A 20,222-nucleotide genomic window follows, 5' to 3' on the forward strand; every position below is an offset into this window, starting at 1 on the left:
TGGCCGCCTACAACTGGGGCGAAGGCAATGTGATGCGCGCCATCAAGCGCAACCAGGCCGAGGGCCTGGGCACCGGCTACGAGGACCTGCGCATGCCCGCCGAAACACGCGACTACGTGCCCAAGCTGCAGGCGGTCAAAAACATCGTGCGGGCCCCGGGGCAGTTCGGTATCGGCCTGCCGCCCGTCGGAAACCACCCTTTCTTCGACTCGGTCACTGTCGACCGCGATCTCGACGTCAGCCTCATCGCCCAGTTGGCCGAGGTGAGCGAAAAAGACTTTCGCCAGCTCAACCCTTCGCACAACAAGCCGGTCGTGATGGCCGCGGGCACGCCGACCATCCTGCTGCCCTGGGACAACGCCCTGCGCTTTGAAGAGCGGCTGCGCCAGCACACCGGGCCCACCGCCAGTTGGACCGCGTGGCGCGTGCCCAGCCACATGACCGCCGCGCACGCCGCCCAGCAGCACGGGCTGAGCGAAACCGAACTGCGCGAAATCAACAAGATCCCCCCGCGCATGCTGTTGCGCGCCGGCTCCACCGTGCTGGTGCCGCGCCAGGGCACGCTGGACCGGGACGTGCCCGAACACATCGCCGACAACGGCCAGATCCAGTTCGTGCCCGAACGGGCCGCCCAGCGCAGCCAGCGCGTCAAGGTACGGGCCGGCGACACCCAGGCCAAGTTCGCCAAGCGCCACCGCGTCAGTGTGGCCGAACTGCGGCGCTGGAACCGGCTCCAGGCCCACACCCCCTTGCGCGCCGGCCAGACGCTGCTGGTGGTGCGTGCGGAGGCACAGGCGGTGGCGCATGGCGACGCAGACCGAGGCAGCCGCAAGGCGGCCACCGTGACCAAAAACAAGCCCAAAGGGAACAAGACCGCCAAAGCCGCGGCTACCCAGAAGACCCAAAAGGTGAAGACCGCCCAGAAACCGCCGGCCCAATCCCCGCCCAAAACCGCCAAATCGCAGACCGGCAAGAAGACCACGGTGGCCAGCAGCAAGACCCCGGTCACCGCGCGCTGAGGCGCCTTGGCCCAGCGGGGCCTGGGCGAGCACGGGAGACCGCGCGCATTGACCAGTGCGACAGAAACCCGATGGAAAAGCCACCCAGAAAGCAAAACAGCCTTCAGTTTCCTGAAGGCTGTTTGCGTATTGGAGCGGGATAAGAGGCTCGAACTCTCGACCTATACCTTGGCAAGGTATCGCTCTACCAACTGAGCTAATCCCGCATGGACCTGCTTGCGCAAGCCATCAACTTGGAGGCGCGGGCCGGAGTCGAACCGACCTACACGGATTTGCAATCCGGTGCATAACCGCTTTGCTACCGCGCCCTGTTGGGTTCTGTCCGGTCATGCGACTGGATCACCGCCACCGCTTGCGCGGCGACCTAAATATGGAGCGGGATAAGAGGCTCGAACTCTCGACCTATACCTTGGCAAGGTATCGCTCTACCAACTGAGCTAATCCCGCATGTTTCAACCAATTTGGCGTTGCCGCTGCGTTGTTTGAAGCCCTTATTCTATACCGATTTTGACGCCATCGTCAAACCCGGTACAGAATTTTTGCATCAATGCTTCACCGCCGGGGGGCTCTCGGCCGTGGCCGCCGTTGGGGCCACCGCAGCGGCCTCCTCCTCGGTCAGGGGGCTGGGGTAGCGCTCCAGGGCAATCTCCAACACCCGGTCGATCCAGCGCACCGGCACGATCTCCAGGCCTTCCTTCACGTTGTCCGGAATTTCGGCCAGGTCCTTGACGTTTTCTTCGGGGATGAGCACCGTCTTGATGCCGCCACGCAGCGCGGCCAGCAGCTTTTCCTTCAACCCGCCAATCGCCGTGACCTCGCCCCGCAGGGTGATTTCACCGGTCATCGCCACGTCGGCCCGCACCGGAATACCGGTCAGCGCCGACACCATGGTGGTCGTCATGGCCGCCCCGGCACTGGGGCCGTCCTTGGGCGTGGCGCCGTCGGGCACGTGGATGTGGATGTCCTTCTTCTCGAACACCTCGTCCTTGATGCCCAGCGCCCGCGCGCGGCTGCGCACCACGGTGCGCGCGGCCTCGACCGACTCCTTCATCACGTCGCCCAGCGAGCCGGTGCGGATCACGTTGCCCTTGCCCGGCATCAGCGCGGCCTCGATGGTCAGCAGGTCGCCGCCCACCTCGGTCCAGGCCAAACCGACCACCTGGCCCACCTGATTCTGCGCCTCGGCACGGCCGTAGGTGTACTTGCGCACACCCAAAAAGTCGCTCAGGTTCTCGGCGTTCACCTCCACCGTGGGGGTGTACTTTTTCAGCAGCAGGCCCTTGACCACCTTGCGGCAGATCTTGGACAGCTCGCGCTCCAGCGAACGCACGCCGGCCTCGCGGGTGTAGTAACGCACCACGTCGCGCAGGGCGTCTTCGGTCACCGTCAACTCGTCGTTCTGGATGCCGTTGTTCTTCAACTGCTTGGGCAGCAGGTACTTCTGCGCGATGTTGGTTTTCTCGTCCTCGGTGTAACCGCTCAGGCGGATCACCTCCATCCGGTCCAGCAGCGCCGGCGGGATGTTCATCGAGTTGGAAGTCGCCACGAACATCACGTCGCTCAGGTCGAAATCGACCTCGACGTAGTGGTCGGCGAAGGTGTGGTTCTGCTCGGGGTCCAGCACCTCCAGCAGCGCGGACGACGGATCACCGCGGAAATCCATGCCCAGCTTGTCGATCTCGTCCAGCAGGAACAGCGGGTTCTTGGTGCCGACCTTGTTCAGGCTCTGCAGCACCTTGCCCGGCATGGCACCGATGTAGGTGCGGCGGTGGCCGCGGATCTCGGCCTCGTCGCGCATGCCGCCCAGGGCCATGCGCACGTACTTGCGCCCGGTCGCCTTGGCCACCGACTGGCCCAGCGAGGTCTTGCCCACGCCCGGGGGCCCCACCAGGCACAGGATGGGGGCCTTGACCTTGTCCACCCGCTGTTGCACCGCGAGGTATTCGAGGATGCGGTCCTTGACCTTGTCCAGGCCGTAGTGGTCCTCGTTCAGCACGTCTTCGGCAAAGGCCAGGTCGTGCTTGATCTTGGTTTTCTTGCTCCAGGGCAGGCCCACCAGCACGTCGATGTAGTTGCGCACCACGGTGGCCTCGGCCGACATGGGCGACATCAGCTTGAGCTTTTTCAGCTCGGCTTCGGCCTTCTTGCGGGCTTCGGCGGGCATCTTGGCGAGTTTGATCTTCTTTTCGATCTCCTCGATGTCGGCGCCCTCTTCGCCCTCGCCAAGTTCTTTCTGGATGGCCTTGACCTGTTCGTTCAGGTAGAAGTCGCGCTGGTTTTTCTCCATCTGGCGCTTGACGCGACCGCGGATGCGCTTGTCCACGTTCAGGATATCGACTTCGCGTTCGAGCTGGCTGAACAGGTTTTCCAGGCGCTGGGTCACGCCGTCGAGGTCGAGCACGCTCTGCTTGGCCTCCAGCTTGAGCGGCAGGTGCGCGGCGATGGTGTCGGCCAGGCGGCCGGCGTCGTCGATGCTGGCGATGGAGGTCAGGATCTCGGACGGGATTTTCTTGTTGAGCTTGACGTACTGGTCGAACTGCTGCATGACCGCGCGGCGCAGCGCTTCGAGTTCGGTCGCGTCCTGCGGCGCCTCGGCCTCGGCGGCCACCGGGGTCACCTCGGCGTGGAAGTGCTCTTCCCCGTCCACCACCGACCGCACCTGGGCGCGCTGCACGCCCTCCACCAGCACCTTCACCGTGCCGTCGGGCAGCTTGAGCATCTGCAGGATGCTGGCGACACAGCCCATCTCGAACAGGTCGTCGGGGGTGGGATCGTCCTTGGCGGCGGCTTTCTGAGCCACCAGCATGATGCGGCGCTCGTGCTCCATCGCGGTTTCCAGCGCTTTGATGCTCTTGGGCCGGCCCACGAAGAGCGGGATCACCATGTGGGGAAACACCACCACGTCGCGCAGCGGCAGCAGCGGCAGCGTGACGGGTTGGCTCGGGAGAAGGGTGTGTCCGGACATCGTCTTACCTCAAAATAGATGTGGCAAGTGGGGGCACATTCGGCCGCTTCAACCCGCTTGCCAGTGGGGGCAAGGGCGCCGGGCGCCCCGCCCCGTCGGGTCAGGCCTGTCGGGCGGCTTCGCGGTACACCAGCAGGGGCGCCTTGCCGTCTTCGATGGTGGACTCGTCCACCACCACCTTTTCGACGTTGCCGATGCTGGGGAGTTCAAACATGGTGTCCATCAGCGCCTGTTCCAGGATGGAGCGCAGACCGCGGGCACCGGTCTTGCGCTTGATGGCCTTGCGCGCGATGGCCTTGAGCGCGCCGTTGCGCACCTCCAGCTCCACACCTTCCATCTGCAGCAGTTGGGCAAATTGCTTGACCACCGCGTTCTTGGGCTCGGTCAGGATGTCCACCAGCGCGTCCTCGCCCAGTTCGGCCAGGGCGGTGACCACGGGCAGGCGGCCCACGAGTTCGGGAATCAGGCCGAAGCGCACCAGGTCGTCGGGCTCGACGTCGGCGAACACCTCGGTCAGGCTGCGTTCCTTCTTGCTCTTGACGCTGGCACCAAAGCCGATGCCGGCGGCTTCGGTGCGCTGCTCCACGATTTTCTCCAGGCCGGCAAAGGCGCCACCGCAAATGAACAGGATGTTGGCCGTGTCCACCTGCAACATGTCCTGGTTCGGGTGCTTGCGCCCGCCCTGGGGCGGCACCGAGGCCAGCGTGCCTTCAATCAGCTTGAGCAGCGCCTGCTGCACGCCCTCACCCGAGACGTCGCGGGTGATGGACGGGTTCTCGGACTTGCGGGTGATCTTGTCGATCTCGTCGATGTAGACGATGCCCTGCTGCGCCTTGCTGGCGTCGTAGTTGCAGGTCTGCAGCAGCTTGGCGATGATGTTTTCCACGTCCTCGCCGACGTAGCCGGCTTCGGTCAGCGTGGTGGCGTCGGCCATGACGAAGGGCACGTTCAGGCGGCGCGCCAGGGTCTGGGCCAGCAGCGTCTTGCCCGAACCGGTGGGCCCGATCAGCAGGATGTTGCTCTTGGCCAGCTCCACGTCGTCCTTCTTGGCCACCTCTTTGTGGCGCAGGCGCTTGTAGTGGTTGTACACCGCCACCGACAGCGACTTTTTCGCCGCTTCCTGCCCGATCACGTAGTGGTCCAGGTGCTGCTTGATCTCCAGCGGCGTGGGCAGCGCGTCCCCCTCGGCGGCGGCGCCAACGGTGGAGGGCGGCAGTTCGTCGCGGATGATGTCGTTGCACAGGTCGATGCACTCTTCGCAGATGAACACCGAGGGGCCAGCGATCAGTTTCTTGACCTCGTGCTGGCTCTTGCCACAGAAGGAGCAGTAAAGGGTTTTGTCGCTGTTGGCGCTTTTTTTATCGGCCATATGGGGGTGCCTTGCTGCTGTCTCGGGAAGTCGCCGTTGCCGGCAATGATACGGGAGGCCCGGCGGGGGCCGTTCAGGCGCCGCGCTTGTCGATGACCTTGTCGATCAGGCCGTATTCTGCCGCTTCGGCCGCCGCCATGAAGTAGTCGCGTTCGGTGTCGCGCTCGATCTTGTCCAGCGGCTGGCCGGTGCGCTCGGCCAGGATCTTGTTCAGGTCGGCGCGCAGGCGCAGGATTTCGCGGGCGTGGATCTCGATGTCGGTGGCCTGGCCCTGGGCGCCGCCCAGCGGCTGGTGGATCATGACGCGCGAGTTGGGCAGCGCAAAGCGCTTGCCCTTGGTGCCCGCGGCCAGCAGGAAGGCGCCCATGCTGGCGGCCATGCCCATGCACAGGGTGGACACGTCGGGCTTGATGAAGTTCATCGTGTCGAAGATCGACATGCCGGCGCTCACCGAGCCCCCGGGCGAGTTGATGTAGAAGTGGATGTCCTTGTCGGGGTTTTCGCTTTCCAGGAACAGCATCTGGGCGACGACGAGGTTGGCCGACTGGTCGTTGACCGGGCCGACCAGAAACACCACGCGCTCTTTGAGCAGGCGGGAGTAGATGTCGTAGGCGCGTTCGCCACGGCCCGACTGTTCGATGACCATGGGGACCATGCCCAGGTTGTGTGCATCCAATGCGCTCATGTGTGTGCTCCGAAAATCTGTACAACGCCCAACTGTAACCAAAGCCGAGAGGCATTGGCGGCGCCAAGGCCGGCGGGCGACCACGGCACGGCAGTTGGGGGGCGTTCTGGCAAAAAAAAGGGCGGGTGTGTGCCCGCCCTGCCGGTCCGGGCCCCCTGGGGTGCCCGAGGCCGCTGGATCAGCCCTGCTGGCCCATCAGTTCTTCGAAGCTGACGGCCTTGTCGGTCACCTTGGCCTTGCCGAACACGAATTCGGTGACGTTGTTTTCGATGACGATGGCTTCGACCTCGGCCAGACGGCGGTTGTCGCCCTTGTACCAGCGCACCACGTCGGCCGGGCTCTCGTAGGAGGCAGCCAGCTCGTTGATGTGGGCGTCGATCTGCTCGGGCGTGGCCTGCAGCTGGTTGGCGTTGACCAGTTCGGCCACCACCAGACCCAGGCGCACGCGGCGCTCGGCCTGTTCCTGGAACAGTTCGGCCGGGATCGGGGCCTTGTCAGCATCCTTGACGCCGCGCTGCTTCAGGTCGGCGCGGGCGCCTTCCACCAGGCGGGCCACCTCGGCTTCCACGCTGGCCTTGGGCAGGTCCAGCTCGGACTGGGCGACCAGCGCGTCCATGGCGGCGGCCTTGTTGCGGGCCAGCAGGCGGAACTTGACTTCGCGCTCCAGGTTCTTCTGGATGTCGGCGCGCAGGGCGGCCACGGTGCCATCGGCAATGCCCAGGGACTGGACGAATGCCTCGTTCACCTCGGGCAGCTGCTGGGCTTCGACCTTGTTCAGGGTCACCAGGAAGTCGGCGGTCTTGCCGGCCACGTCCTTGCCGTGGTAGTCGGCCGGGAAGTTCAGCGGGAAGGTCTTGGACTCGCCGGCCTTCATGCCGCGCACCGCGTCTTCGAATTCCTTGAGCATCTGGCCTTCGCCCACCAGGAACTGGAAGCCTTCGGCCTTGCCGCCTTCAAACGGCTCGCCGTCGATCTTGCCTTCGAAGTCGATGGTCACGCGGTCGCCGTCGGTGGCGGCGTCGTCGGCGGTGCGCGCCACGAAGGTGCGGCGCTGCTTGCGCAGGATGTCCAGGGTGCGGTCGATGGCGGCGTCGTCCACGGCGGCGCTGAGCTTTTCCACTTCGGCGGCGGACAGGTCGTTGATCTTGACCTCGGGGAAGACCTCAAAGATGGCTTCAAACGCCACCACGCCTTCGGGGGCGCCGTCCTTTTCGTTGATGCGCGGCTGACCGGCGATGCGCAGCTGCGCTTCGGCGGCGGCGGCGTTGAAGGCCTGACCGACCTTGTCGTTCATGACTTCGTACTGCACCGAGTAGCCGTACTGCTTGGCCACCACGCTCATCGGCACCTTGCCGGGACGGAAACCGTCCATCTTGACCTGGCGCTGCATGCGCTTGAGGCGGGCTTCCACTTCCTTCTGGATGGCGTCCACCGGCAGTTCGAGCGTGATCTTGCGCTCCAGCTTTTCCAGGGTTTCAACGTTCACGGCCATGGTTTTCTCCTGTAGGGGCAACAGGGCAGCCTGGCGGGCTGCCACTGAACAATCCGGTTCAAATGTGTGGTGCGCGGGGGGGGACTCGAACCCCCACACCATTGCTGGCGTCAGGACCTAAACCTGGTGCGTCTACCAATTTCGCCACCCGCGCTGTGGTTTGAGCCGCTGGGTGCCAGGGGCACCGCAACGGCAAACCTCTTATTGTAAGGCAGGCGCCGGTTCGCGCCGGACACGGAACCACGCGGCGTACATGGCCGGCAAGGCCAGCAGCGTCAGCACGGTGGCCACGATCAGCCCACCCATGATGGCCACCGCCATCGGGCCCCAGAACACGCTGCGCGACAGCGGGATCATGGCCAGCACGGCGGCGGCGGCGGTCAGCACAATGGGGCGCAGGCGGCGCACCGCGGCCTCGACGATCGCGTCCCAGGCGGGCACGCCGGCGGCGCGGTCCTGCTCGATCTGGTCGATGAGGATGACCGAGTTGCGCATGATCATGCCCATGAGCGCGATGACGCCCAACAGCGCCACAAAGCCGAAGGGCCGGTTGAGCAGCAGCAGCGCGGCGGCCACCCCGGCCAGGCCCAGCGGGCCGGTGAGGAAGACCAGCATGGCGCGGCTGAAGCTGTGCAGCTGCAGCATGAGCAGGGTGAAGATGACGAACAGCATCATCGGCACCCCGGCGGCGATCGAGCCCTGGCCCTTGCTGCTTTCGGCCACGGTGCCGGCCACCTCGACGCGGTAGCCCGGCGGGCCGGCGCGGCCCCAGTCGGCTTCGAGCGCGCGGATGGCGGGCAGCAGCTCGTTGGTCACGGTGGCGCCCTGCACACCGGCAACGATGTCGCCCTGCACGGTGATGGCGTATTCGCGGTTTTCGCGCCACATCACCCCCGGCTCCCAGGCGAACACCGGGCGCGCGATCTGCGTCAGCGGAATCGGCTGGCCACTGGCGCTGGGCAGGTAGGCGTTGGCCAGTTCGGACACCGCGTCGCGTTCGGCCAGGGGCTGGCGCAGCACGATGTCGATGAGCCGGTCGCCCTCGCGGTACTGGCCGACCGTGGTGCCCGACAAGGCGGTGCGCGCGGTCTGGGCGATGGAAGCGCTGCTCACGCCCAGGGCGCGGGCCTTGGTCTGGTCCACCTCCAGCCGCACGGTTTTGACCGACTCGTTCCAGTTGTCGTTGACGCCGCGGGTGTTCGGGCTGGCGCGCATGGCCTGTTTGACCTGGTCGGCGCGCTCGCGCAGCAGCACCGGGTCGGGGCCATAGACCCGGAACTGCACCGGGTAGGCCACCGGCGGGCCGTTGGCCAGCAGCTTGACGCGGCCCCGCACCTCGGGGAATTCGCTGGCCAGCAGTTGCGGCAGCTCGCGCATCAGCCGGTCGCGCACCGCCAGGCTGTCGGGCATGAGCAGCAGCTGCGACACGTTGCTTTGCGGAAAAATCTGGTCCAGCGGCAGGTAAAAGCGCGGCAGGCCCGAGCCGACCCAGGCGGTCACGTGACGCACCCCGGGCTGCTCACCAAGGCGCGCCTCCAGGCGCTGGGTCACGGCCTCGTTGGCGGCGAAGGTGCTGCCTTCGGGCAGCCACACGTCCACCATGATTTCGGGGCGGTTGGAGTCGGGGAAGAACTGCTGCTGCACGTGCTTCATGCCCAGCAGACCGAGCACAAACACCAGCAGGGTGACGCCGATGGTGAGCCAGCGGTGGCGCACGCACCAGTCCACGGTGGCGCGAAAACGGGTGTAGAAGGGGCCGTCGAAGACCTCGGCCACCGGGCCGGTGTGCACCTTCACCTTGAGCAGCTTGACGCCCAGGTAGGGCACGAAGTAGACCGCGACGATCCACGACAGCACCAGGGCGGCGGCGGTGACCGCGAAGATGGCGAAGGTGTATTCCCCGACCGTGGACTGGGCGAAACCGATGGGCAGGAAGCCGGCGGCGGTGATGAGCGTGCCGGTGAGCATGGGCATGGCCGTCACGTCCCAGGTGAAGGTGGCCGCGCTCAGCATGGTGTGGCCCTCCTCCAGCTTGCGCACCATCATTTCCACGGCGATGATGGCGTCGTCCACCAGCAGGCCCAGGGCGATGATGAGCGAGCCCAGCGAGATTTTGTGCAGGCCGATGCCGAAGTACTGCATGACCAGAAAGGTCATGGCCAGCACCAGCGGGATGGTGATGAACACCACCAGGCCGGGCCGCACGTCCAGGGTGTAGCGGCGCCAGCCGCGGCCCTGTGGGTTGCGGTGCAGCCCCAGGCTGAGGAAGCTGACCAGCAGCACCACCACCACCGCCTCGATCAACACCATGACGAACTCGTTGACCGAGCGCGACACCGTGGCCGGCTGGTCTTGCACCTGCAGCAGCTGCATGCCAGCGGGCAGGCCGCGCGCCAGTTCGGCCTGCTGCAGCGCCAGGGCTTTGCCGAGGGCGATGATGTCGCCGCCCTTGGCCATGGACACACCCAGGGCGATGCTGTCCTGGCCCTGGTGGCGCACCTTCACCTGGGGCGGATCGAGGTAGTCGCGCCGGATGTCGGCCACGTCACCCAGCCGCAGTTGGCGGCCGTTGGCGGCCCGGATCGGCATGGCCCGCAACGCGTCCACCGACTGGAAGGCGCCGTCCACCCGCACGCCGATGGCGTCGCCGCCGGTCTGCACCGTGCCGGCCGGCGCCACCGCGTTCTGCTGACCCAGCTGGTCCAGCACCTGGTTCAGGTCCAGACCCAGGGTGGCCAGGCGCTGGCGGGACACCTCGATGAAGATTTTCTCGTCCTGCACGCCGTAGAGCTCGACCTTGGACACGCTGGGCACGGCCAGCAATTGCTGGCGGATGCGGTCGGCCTCGGTCTTGAGCTCGGCCGGGCTGTAGCCGGTGCCCTGCAAAGCGTAGACCACGCCGAACACGTCGCCGAACTCGTCGTTGAAAAACGGCCCCTGCACCCCGGCCGGCAGGGTGGCGCGCATGTCGCCGATCTTTTTGCGCACCGTGTACCAGATCTGCTGCAGCTCCTTCGGCGGTGACGAGTCGGCCACCTGGAAGACGATCAGCGTCTCGCCCGGCTTGGAGTAGCTGCGGATGATGTCGGCATAGGGCGTTTCCTGCAGGGTTTTTTCGAGCTTGTCGGCGACCTGCTCGGCCATCTGCTGCGCGCTGGCGCCGGGCCAGTAGGCGCGCACGACCATGGCGCGGAAGTTGAAGGGCGGGTCTTCGTCCTGGCCGAGCTGGAAGAAGGCGGCAAAGCCCAGCACCAGCAGCACGAACATGAGGTAGCGCGTCAGAGGCTGGTGGTTCAGCGCCCATTCGGACAGGTTGAAGCGGGAACGGCGGGGGCTGTCGCTCATGCGGGTCTCCGGTCGGGGGTCAGCGGGACGCGCCGTAGCGCACCACTGGCTGGCCTTCGCTGAGCACGTGGGTGCCGGCGGCCACCACCTCTTCGCCGCCCTGCAGGCCCTGGGCGATCAGGGCTTGCTGCCCGTCCACCCCGGCCACCTGCACCGCGCGGGCGCGGACCACGCCGGCCTGGGCGTCGAACACCCACACCGCGCTGCCGCTGCCCTGCTGCCACAGGGCGCTGGTGGGCAGGCGCACCGGGCCAGCGGCCGGGGCCGCCGAGCCGGCCGGCGGGGCCAGCCGCACCGTGGCGGTGGCGCCCAAGGGCGGTTGCGGCTGGGCGTCCAGCGCCACCTTGACCGCGTAGGTGCGGGTCAAGGGGTCGGCGCTGGCGGCGACTTCACGCACCCGGCCGGTCCAGACGGCGGCCGCGCCCCCTGGCTGCGCCCACAGGCGCACCTCGGCCGGCTGGCCAACGCGCACCGCCGACAAGCGGTCCTCGGGCAGGGCCAGCACCGCGTCGCGCGGCCCGCTGCGCGCCAGCCGCAGCACCGGGCTGCCGGCGCCCAGCACCTGGCCGGGTTCGGCCTCGACCGCCACCACCACGCCGTCGGCGTCGGCGAGCAGGCGGGTGTAGCCGGCCTGGTTCTGCTGCACCGTGGCCTGGGCCTGGGCCTGGTCCAGCGCCGCTTGGGCGGCGTTCAGCCCGGTCTGGCGGCGTTCCAGCTCGGCCCCGCTGATGAAACCCTGCGCCCGCAGGCTCTCGAAGCGGCGCAGGTCGGCCGCGGCCAGGTCGCGCTGGGTGCGGGCCGCCGCCACCTGGGCCGCGGCAGCCTGGGCCGCGGCCTGGTAGTCGCGCGGGTCCAACAGGGCCAGCAGCTGGCCGGCCTTCACCGCCTGCCCCACCTCGGCCGGGCGCTGCAGCAGCTGCCCGCCGACGCGAAAGCCCAGCCGCGATTCGGTGCGGGCCTGGATGACGGCGGCGTATTCGGCCGAGCCGGTGTGGCCGGCGGCTTCCACCTGCACCAGTTTGACGGCGCGCACCGGTTCGTCCGGCGGCGCCGGACGGGAACAGGCGGACAGGGCCAAGGCCCCCGCGCAAGCCAGGGACACAATTGCAATACGCGACATGGGGGCGGGCCTCCGAATTTAATGACCGACGGGTTATTAACACGATGATACCCCAAGGGTGGGCGACGTCCGGCTTTTGTGCGCCAGCGCGCGGGGCGACACGGCGCTGTGGCAACATCCCGGCATGCAGGGTGTCGAGCACTACGAGAATTTTCCGGTGGCCAGCTGGTGGTGCCCGCCGCGCTACCGCGCGCCGATCGCCGCGATCTACCACTACGCCCGCACCGCCGACGACCTGGCCGACGAGGGCGATGCCCCGGCCGCGCAACGGCTGGCCGACCTGGCCGAGTACCGCGCCGACGTGCTGCAGGCGGTGTGTGGCGGGGCGGCTCGGCCCTCGTGCCGTTGGCCGCAGGTCATGGCTCCCCTGGCCCGGCAGGTGGCCGAACACCGGCTGCCGCTGGCGCCGCTGCTGGACCTGCTGGACGCCTTCGAGCAGGACGTGCGCCACACCGCCGACGGCATCCGCTACCCCGACCTGACCGCCCTGCTGGACTACTGCCGGCGCTCGGCCAACCCCGTCGGCAGGCTGCTGTTGCACCTGTACCGGGTGGACAGCCCCGACGCCCTGCGCCAGAGCGACGCCATCTGCAGCGCCCTGCAGCTGGTCAACTTCTGGCAAGACCTGTCGGTGGACCTGCCGCGCGGGCGCCACTACCTGCCGCTGGACGCCCTGCGGCGCCACGGCGTGGCCGCGACCGACCTGCGCCCCGGCCGGCCGGCGCCCCACGCCGCCGCCATGGTGCGGGAACTGGTGCAGCACGCCCGTGCCCTGATGCAACAAGGCGCCCCGCTGGCGCTGCGCCTGCCGGGCCGCGCCGGCTGGGAGCTGCGGCTGGTGGTGCAGGGCGGACTGCGCGTGCTCGACCGCATCGAAGCCCAAGGCTGCCGCACCTGGGAACACCGGCCCACGCTGCGCACCCGCGACGCCCTGCCACTGCTGTGGCGGGCGCTGTGGATGCGCCCTGGCCCCGGACCGACCCCTGCCCCCACCGGGCCCACCGAATCCCGCTGAACCGCATGACTTGCCCCACCCAACCCCTGTCCCCCCGCCACCGCCCCTGGGCGCTGGTGTGGGTGCTGGCCTGTGCCCTGCCTGGCGCCTGGGCCCAGAACGCCCCTGCGGCCCCAGCCACGGCCACGGTCGCAGCCGCGGTGCAGACCGCCCGGCTGGACCGCGTCTGGCTCTACCCCCACCACACCGCACCGGCCCAGGTGGTGCCGCGCAACGAATCGCGGCTGGCGGCCGAAAGCAGCGGCACGCTGCTGCGCTGGACCGTGGACGTGGGCGAGCCGGTGCGCCGTGGGCAATTGCTGGCCCAGATCGATCCGCGCGATGCGGAGCTGGCGCTGCAACGCGCCCAGGCCGCGCGCGACGCCGCCCAGGCCCGCCTGGCGCTGGGCCAGGCGCAACTCCTGCGCGCGCGCGAGCTGGTGGCGCAGGGCTTTTTCTCGCCCGAAGCCCTGGCCCAGCGCGAAACCGACGTGGCCCTGCAACAGGCCGAGGTGGCCCAGGCCCAGGTCCAATGGCAAACGGCCCGGCGCCAGCTGGACAAAACCGCCGTGCGGGCCCCGTTCGATGGCAGCGTGGTGCAGCGCCTGGCGCAACAGGGCGAGGCCGTGGCCCCGGGCAGCGTGCTGTACCACCTGGTGCAAAGCGGGGCCGGCGAAATCAGCGCCACCGTGGCCCCGACCGAGGTGGCCGGGCTGCGCGCCAGCACCGAACGGCACTTCGAGCCACAAAGCGCCGACCGCGTGCTGCCGGTGCGCCTGCTTCGCATCACCCCCACGCTGCAGGCCAGCAGCCGCAGCCAGACGGCGCGGCTGGCCTTTGTGGAGCCAGCCGCCGCCGCGCCCGCGGGCAGCGCGGGCCTGCTGCGCTGGCGTGACCCCACGCCGCACGTATCGGCCACGCTGCTGGTGCGGCGCGGCAACGCACTGGGCGTGTTCGTGCAGGCCAACGGCACGGCGCGCTTTGTGCCCCTGCCCGGCGCCCAGGAAGGGCGCGCCGCCCCGGTGCGCCTGCCGGCCGACACCGCCGTGGTGGTGCAAGGCCAGGCCGGCCTGCAAGACGGCCAGCCGCTGCGCTGAACCCGAGGCCCCCCATGCGGTTCCTGCGCAGCCTCATCACCAACCACCCGCTCGCCAACATCGCTTTCGTGGTGGTGTTGCTCATTGGCCTCATCAGCTACCAGCAGATGCCGCGCGAGCAGGACCCGGAAATCAATTTCAACTGGGTCAACATCACCACCGCCCTGCCCGGCGCCAGCGCCGAGGACGTGGAACGGCTGGTGACCAACCCGCTGGAGGACGCGATCCAGGGCGTGGCCGACGTGCGCTTCGTCATCTCCAACTCGCGCGAAAACGTCTCCAGCATGCTGGTGCGCTTTCGCGAGATCGACGAACGCACCTTCGACAAGCGCATGAACGACCTGCGCCGTGAAATCCAGAACAAGGCCGCCAGCGAGCTGCCCGACGAGGCGCGCGAGCCGCGCATCCTGGAGATCACCACCTCCAACGGCTTCCCCACCGCCTCGGTGCGGCTGCTGGGCCAGGCCGACGACGAGACGCTGCGCCTGAACGCGCGGCGCATCAAGACCGACCTGGAGCGCCTGAGCGGGGTGGACCAGGTGTTTGCCTCGGGCCTGCGCGACCCGGAAATCCTGGTCAGCCCCGACGCCGCCGCGCTGGCCGCCCGGGGCCTGACCAGCGCCGACGTGGCCGATGCGCTGCGCGCCTGGTGGCGCGACACCTCGGCCGGCACCCTGAAGACGCAGGACGGCACCTGGTCGGTCAGCCTGCAGGGCGTGCTCACCGACCCGCAGGGCCTGGCCACGTTGCCGGTGGTGTCGGCGCAGCGGCCCGGCGCCGGGGCGCGGCTGGGCGAGGTGGCTCGCATCGAGCGCGCGCGGGCGCCGGCGTCGCAGTACGCCAGCAGCGCCGGGCAGCCGGCCATCGTCATGGCGGTGACCAAAAAGTCCCGCACCAACACGCTGGAACTGGTCGACCGCCTCCAGACCTACATCGCGCAGCAGCAAGCGCTGCTGGCGCCCCAGGGGCTGACGCTGGCCCTGACCGACGACCAGACCGTGCCGACGCGCGAGGCGATCGGCGTGATGCAGACCAACGCCCTGTATGGGGTGTTGCTGGTGCTGGCGGTGTGCTGGGTGTTCCTGGGCTGGCGCATCGGGGTGCTGGTGGCGCTGGGCATTCCGTTTTCGCTGCTGGGCACCTTCGCGGTGCTGTCCAGCCTGGGCTACACGGTCAACGTGTCGGTGCTGCTGGGCGTGGTGATTGCCCTGGGCATGCTGGTGGACGACGCGGTGGTGGTGGTCGAGGCCATCTACTACCGCATGCAGCGCGGCCAGGAGGCGCTGGACGCCAGCCTGGCGGGCATGGCCGAGGTCTGGAAGCCGGTGCTGGCCTCGGTGGCCACCACCCTGGCCGCCTTCCTGCCACTGATGCTGCTGCCGGGCATCGTCGGCAAGTTCATGTTCGTCATCCCCTTCGTGGTCACGTTGGCGCTGCTCATCTCGCTGGCCGAGGCGTTCTGGATGATGCCGGTGCACGTCGGCGTGGTGGGCCTGCGCTTTGACCGCCCGTCGCGGGTACAGGCCTGGCGCAACGGCTTCAACCGCGCCATCCGCCTGCGCTACGGCCAGGCGCTGGCCTATGTGCTGCGCCGGCCCAAGCGGCTGGCGCTGTTGGGGCTGGCCAGCGTGGCGGCCGCCGTGGCCCTAGTGGCCACGGGGGTGGTGCGGGTGCAGTTCTTCGCCTTCGACCCGATCCGGGCGTTCTACGTCAACGTGGACCTGCCGGCCACCGCCTCGCTGGAGGACACCCTGGCCGCCACCGAGGCAGTGGAACGCGCGGTGCGCGAGCGCCTGCGCGGCGTGGGCGACGCCGCCGAGGGCCACGAGGCCCGCGCCGTCACCTCCACCGCCGGGCTCAAGTTCACCGACACCGAGCCGGTTTACGGCGACCAGTACGGCCAGGTGTTCGTTTCGCTCAACCCGCGCACCGAGGGCGCGCGCGAGGTGCAGGCCCTGGTGGACGCGCTGCGCCCCGACATCGAAACCCTGCCCGGCCCCGGGCGCAAGAGCTTCACCGTGCTGGCCGGCGGGCCGCCGGCGGGCAAGGCCATCAGCGTCAAGGTGCGTGGCGACGACTTCGAGCGCCTGCAGGCAGCGGCTGACGCGCTCAAGGCCATCGTCGCCCAGGTGCCCGGCAGCCGCGATGTGCAAGACGACAACCTGCCGGGCCGCCCGCAACTGCAGCTCACCCTGAACCGCGAGGCCCTGCGCGAACTGGGCGTCAACGCCGGCCAGGTGGCGCGCCTGGTGCGGCTGGCGGTGGACGGCGAAACCGTGGCCTTCACCCGCGACGAGGGCGACAAGCTGGAGCTGCGGGTGCGCAGCGACGCCGCGCGCGGCCTGCGCGCCGACCCGGCGGTGCTGCTCAACGAACCGGTCGCTCTGCCCAACGGCCAGACCACCCGGCTGGGCGCGCTGGTGGACGCCGAGGTGCAGCCGGGCCGCGGCTTCATCCGCCACCACAACCTGCGCCGCACCATCACCGTCGAAGCCAACCTGGACAAGGACGTGACCGACACCCAGGCCGCCAACCGGCAGATCCAGACCGCCTGGGCGGCCGTGCGCGACCAGCACCCGGGGGTGGACCTGGACTTTTCCGGCGAGCTGGAGGACATCGAGGAAAGCCTGGCCGCCATGCAGCGCCTGTTCCTGCTCGGGCTGGGGCTGATCTACCTGATCCTGGCGGCGCAGTTCCGCAGCTACTTCCAGCCGCTGATGATCCTGGTGTCGGTGCCGCTGGCCTTCACCGGGGTGGCCTACGGGCTGGCGCTGTCGGGCAACCCGCTGTCGCTCTACACCCTGTACGGGGTGATCGCGCTGACCGGCATCGCGGTGAACTCGGCCATCGTCCTCATCGACGCCGCCAACGACCGGCTGGCCCACGGCATGGGCCTGGCCGACGCCACCCTGTACGCGGCGCGGCGGCGGGTGGTGCCCATCCTCATCACCACCACCACCACCATCGGCGGGCTGGCCTCGCTGGCCTTCGGGCTGGGTGGCCAAAGCCTGCTGTGGGGGCCGGTGGCGGCCAGCATCGTCTGGGGGCTGGCCGTGTCCACCGTGCTGACCCTGTTCATGGTGCCCCTGCTCTACCTGAGCTTCATGCGCCGCCGGGCCAGGGCCTACACTCGCACCGCATGACGCCCCAAGACTACGTCCAGCAGAAGGCCGCCGCCTCCGGCAGCAGCTTCTACTACGCCTTTCTGTTCCTGCCGGCGCCGCGGCGCGCGGCCATCACCGCGTTTTACGCCTTTTGCCGCGAAATCGACGACGTGGTGGACGAGGTCAGCGACCCCGGCGTGGCCCAGGCCAAGCTGAACTGGTGGCGCCAGCAGGTGCTCCAGACCTACGCCCCCGGCGGGCGCGCGCCCGAACACCCGGCGCTGCAGGCCCTGCAACCGCACACCGCCGCTTACGGCATCGGTGCCGATCACCTGCTGCAGGTGATCGACGGCTGCCAGATGGACCTGGACCAGTCGCGCTACCTGGACTACGCCAACCTGCAGCGCTACTGCCACCTGGTGGCCGGTGTGGTGGGCGAAGTCGCCGCCCGCATCTTCGGCCAGACCGACCCCGCCACCACCACCTACGCGCACCGGCTCGGGCTGGCCTTCCAGCTCACCAACATCGTGCGCGACGTGGGCGAGGACGCGGTGCGCGGCCGCATCTACCTGCCGGTCAACGAACTGCAGCGCTTCGACGTCAAGGCGCACGAACTGATCAAGCGCGGCAGGGCCAGCAACGCCAGCTTTGCCCCGCGCTTCCAGGCCCTGATGCGTTTCCAGATCGAGCGCGCCCTGGCCACCTACGACGAGGCCCTGGCCCTGCTGCCCGCCGCCGACCGCCGCGCCCAGAAACCTGGGCTGATGATGGCCAGCATCTACCGCACCCTGCTGCGCGAGATCGCCACCGACCCCCAGGCGGTGCTGACCCAGCGGGTCAGCCTGACGCCGCTGCGCAAATTCTGGTTGGCCTGGAAGGTGCAGGCCCTGGGGCGGCTGTGAGCCGCGTCGGCATTGTCGGCGGCGGCTGGGCCGGACTGGCGGCCGCGCTGCAGGCCCAGGCCGACGGCCACGACGTGCTGCTGCTGGAGGCCGCCCGCACCTGGGGTGGGCGCGCCCGCCGCCTGGAGCTGCCCTGGCCCACCGACCTGCCCCACCCCGAGCAGCGGCCCCGGCTGGTGCTGGACAACGGCCAGCACATCCTGATCGGCGGCTACACCGCCACGCTGGGCCTGATGCAAGGGCTGGGTCTGCGACCGGACGACCTGCTGCGCGCCGTGCCCCTGAACCTGCGGTTTGCCGATGGCAGTGGCCTGGCCACCCCGGCCTGGGCCGCGCGCTGGCCGGCCCCATGGGCCGTGCTGGCCGCCACCGCCGTGGCCGGCGGCTGGGGCTGTCGCGACAAGCTGGGTTTTGTGGCCCACATGGCGCGCTGGCGGCGCCAGGGCTTTGCCTGCGCCGCAGACACCTCGGTGGCCGCGCTGTGCCGCGACCTGCCGCCGCGCGTGCGCGACGACCTGATCGACCCGTTGTGCGTGGCCGCGCTCAACACCCCCATGGCGCGGGCCAGCGCACGGGTGTTCCTGCGGGTGCTGCGCGATGCGCTGCTGGGCCCGGCCCACGCGCCCTGGCGTGCCTCCGACCTGCTGCTGCCGCGCGTGGACCTGGGCGAACTGCTCCCCCGCGCCGCCGTGCAGCGGCTGGCCGCGGGCGGCGCATCGCTGCAAACGGGCCGACGCGTGCAGGCCTTGCACGCCCTGCCGGGCGGCTGGCGCCTGGTGCTGGACGACACCGCCCACGCGGTCGACCAGGTGGTGCTGGCCTGCCCCGCCGCCGAGGCCGCTCGGCTGGTGGCCTCGGCCCAGTGGCCCGGCGCGGGGGCGGCCGAGTGGTGCGACCGGGCGCAGGGACTGGCCCACGAAAGCATCGCCACGGTTTACCTTTACAGCCCGTCGGCCGTGGCCGCGCTGCAGGCCACGCCGGTGCTGGCCCTGCGCGGCGGCCCGGCGCAGTTCGTGTTCGACCGCAGCGCGCTGGGTGCCGCCCCGACCTGGTCCGGCGGGGGCAGCCTGCTGGCCGCGGTGGCCAGCGCCTGCAGCGGGGACCGCCAGGCCATCGAAGACGCCGTGCGAGAACAACTGGCTGGCGCGCTGGCCCAGCCCGGGCTGCGGCCGCTGCAAACCGTGGTGGAAAAACGCGCCACCTTTGCCTGCACCCCAGACCTGCGCCGGCCGGGGATGGCCATCGCCCCGGGGTTGTGGGCGGCGGGCGACCACGTGGACGGCCCCTACCCCGCCACGCTGGAAGGCGCCGTGCGCAGCGGCCTGCAGGCGGCGCAGGCGCTCACTCGCCCGGGGCGTCCGGGCGGCTGAACACCACCACCTGGTTGCGCCCCTGGGCCTTGGCGCGGTAGAGCGCCTCGTCGGCGTGCCGCACCAGTTCTTCGGGCGAGGCGGCGTGTTCGGGTGCCACCGCCACCCCCAGCGACATGGTCAGCGCCAGCCGGGCCCCAGCCACCCGAATATCCTGCTCGGCAAAGCCCTGGCGCCACTGCTCGGCACGCTCCAACGCCATGTCCAGCGGCATCTTGGGCATCAGCACCAGAAACTCCTCGCCGCCGTAGCGGCAGGCCAGGTCCTCGGTGCGCACGCCCTTGGCCAGCAGCCGCCCCAGAGCCACCAGCACCTGGTCGCCCACGCCGTGGCCGTGGGTGTCGTTGACGCGCTTGAAGTAATCGATGTCGATCAGCACCACGCACAGGGGCTGCTGCTCGCGCAGGCTGCGGGCCCATTCGCGGTCCAAGGTGGACTGCAGGTAGCGCCGGTTGTAGAGGCCGGTCAGGGGGTCGATGTTGGCCTGCTCCTTGAGAATGCCCTGCAGGTGCTCGATGTCGCTCAGGCGCACGAACAGGGCCTGGTTGGCCGCCTGCAACTCCAGCTCGCGCTGCTTGAGCTTTTCGCGGATGGCGCGCAAGGCCAGGGTGCGGCTGTAGGCCGTGACCCCCACGGTCAACAGGTACCAGACCAGGATGGCCACACACAGCCCCGTCACCCACGGGCCATGCTGCCAGGCCAGCGACCAGCCGTTGACCGCCGCCACCGGCACCGCCCCCAGCGTGAACAGGCCCACCGA

Annotated in this window: 13 protein-coding genes and 4 tRNA genes; 6 read left to right on the forward strand and 11 right to left on the reverse strand. The window is 69.3% G+C overall.

All coding sequences use genetic code 11. The features are described 5' to 3' along the window. Positions 1 to 1,019: LysM peptidoglycan-binding domain-containing protein (locus HA630_RS06040; RefSeq protein WP_166833281.1), on the forward strand; the 1,019-nt coding region annotated here is incomplete at its 5' end. Between the two features lie 130 nt (positions 1,020 to 1,149). On the opposite strand, the gene HA630_RS06045 is transcribed toward HA630_RS06040, so the two are convergent. From HA630_RS06045 to HA630_RS06090, 10 genes are all read right to left on the reverse strand, one after another. After that, positions 1,150 to 1,225: transfer RNA gene (locus tag HA630_RS06045), tRNA-Gly, on the reverse strand. Positions 1,226 to 1,253: 28 nt separating this feature from the next. Further along, positions 1,254 to 1,327, reverse strand: a tRNA-Cys gene (locus tag HA630_RS06050). Between the two features lie 63 nt (positions 1,328 to 1,390). Next, positions 1,391 to 1,466, reverse strand: a tRNA-Gly gene (locus tag HA630_RS06055). 97 nt (positions 1,467 to 1,563) lie between these two features. Beyond that, positions 1,564 to 3,984 (reverse strand): endopeptidase La, encoded by a 2,421-nt coding sequence (gene lon / locus HA630_RS06060; RefSeq protein ID WP_166833283.1) that lies wholly within the window; start codon positions 3,982 to 3,984, stop codon positions 1,564 to 1,566. 100 nt (positions 3,985 to 4,084) lie between these two features. After that, the gene (gene clpX, locus HA630_RS06065) at positions 4,085 to 5,353 is read right to left on the reverse strand and encodes an ATP-dependent Clp protease ATP-binding subunit ClpX (protein WP_166833287.1); all 1,269 of its coding nucleotides are present in this window, start codon (positions 5,351 to 5,353) and stop codon (positions 4,085 to 4,087) included. Positions 5,354 to 5,426: 73 nt separating this feature from the next. Continuing rightward, entirely contained in the window at positions 5,427 to 6,038 is a 612-nt protein-coding gene (gene clpP / locus HA630_RS06070) for an ATP-dependent Clp endopeptidase proteolytic subunit ClpP (RefSeq protein ID WP_166833289.1), read from the reverse strand. A 178-nt stretch (positions 6,039 to 6,216) separates the two neighbouring features. Then, entirely contained in the window at positions 6,217 to 7,530 is a 1,314-nt protein-coding gene (tig, locus tag HA630_RS06075; protein ID WP_166833291.1) for a trigger factor, read from the reverse strand. Positions 7,531 to 7,597: 67 nt separating this feature from the next. Further along, a tRNA-Leu gene (locus HA630_RS06080) sits at positions 7,598 to 7,684 on the reverse strand. 47 nt (positions 7,685 to 7,731) lie between these two features. Beyond that, positions 7,732 to 10,875: an efflux RND transporter permease subunit gene (locus tag HA630_RS06085; protein WP_166833293.1), complete on the reverse strand. Its 3,144-nt coding sequence runs from the start codon at positions 10,873 to 10,875 to the stop codon at positions 7,732 to 7,734. Positions 10,876 to 10,894: 19 nt separating this feature from the next. Beyond that, complete coding sequence (locus tag HA630_RS06090) at positions 10,895 to 11,995, reverse strand: efflux RND transporter periplasmic adaptor subunit (protein ID WP_166833295.1); 1,101 nt, start codon at positions 11,993 to 11,995, stop codon at positions 10,895 to 10,897. 124 nt (positions 11,996 to 12,119) lie between these two features. Here HA630_RS06090 and hpnC point away from each other — a divergent pair, with 124 nt between their 5' ends. The 5 genes from hpnC to hpnE are packed head-to-tail and all read left to right on the forward strand — an operon-like array spanning position 12,120 to position 19,462. Next, on the forward strand, positions 12,120 to 13,010 hold the full coding sequence (gene hpnC / locus HA630_RS06095) for a squalene synthase HpnC (RefSeq protein WP_166833297.1): 891 nt from the start codon (positions 12,120 to 12,122) through the stop codon (positions 13,008 to 13,010). A 5-nt stretch (positions 13,011 to 13,015) separates the two neighbouring features. After that, the gene (locus tag HA630_RS06100) at positions 13,016 to 14,086 is read left to right on the forward strand and encodes an efflux RND transporter periplasmic adaptor subunit (protein WP_166833299.1); all 1,071 of its coding nucleotides are present in this window, start codon (positions 13,016 to 13,018) and stop codon (positions 14,084 to 14,086) included. 14 nt (positions 14,087 to 14,100) lie between these two features. Further along, a complete protein-coding gene (locus HA630_RS06105) occupies positions 14,101 to 17,229 on the forward strand; it encodes an efflux RND transporter permease subunit (RefSeq protein WP_166833301.1) in 3,129 nt (1,042 codons plus the stop codon). Then, positions 17,226 to 18,092 carry a presqualene diphosphate synthase HpnD gene (gene hpnD / locus HA630_RS06110; protein ID WP_166833303.1) on the forward strand — a complete coding sequence of 289 codons (867 nt, stop codon included), beginning with the start codon at positions 17,226 to 17,228 and terminating at the stop codon, positions 18,090 to 18,092. The genes HA630_RS06105 and hpnD overlap by 4 nt, the downstream gene beginning before the upstream one ends. After that, entirely contained in the window at positions 18,089 to 19,462 is a 1,374-nt protein-coding gene (gene hpnE, locus HA630_RS06115) for a hydroxysqualene dehydroxylase HpnE (protein WP_166833305.1), read from the forward strand. The genes hpnD and hpnE overlap by 4 nt, the downstream gene beginning before the upstream one ends. Here the strand turns inward: hpnE and HA630_RS06120 are convergent. Continuing rightward, on the reverse strand, positions 19,434 to 20,222 hold a 789-nt coding region (locus tag HA630_RS06120; RefSeq protein ID WP_166833307.1), incomplete at its 5' end, for a GGDEF domain-containing protein. The genes hpnE and HA630_RS06120 overlap by 29 nt on opposite strands.

Source organism: Aquabacterium sp. A08 (assembly GCF_011742065.1).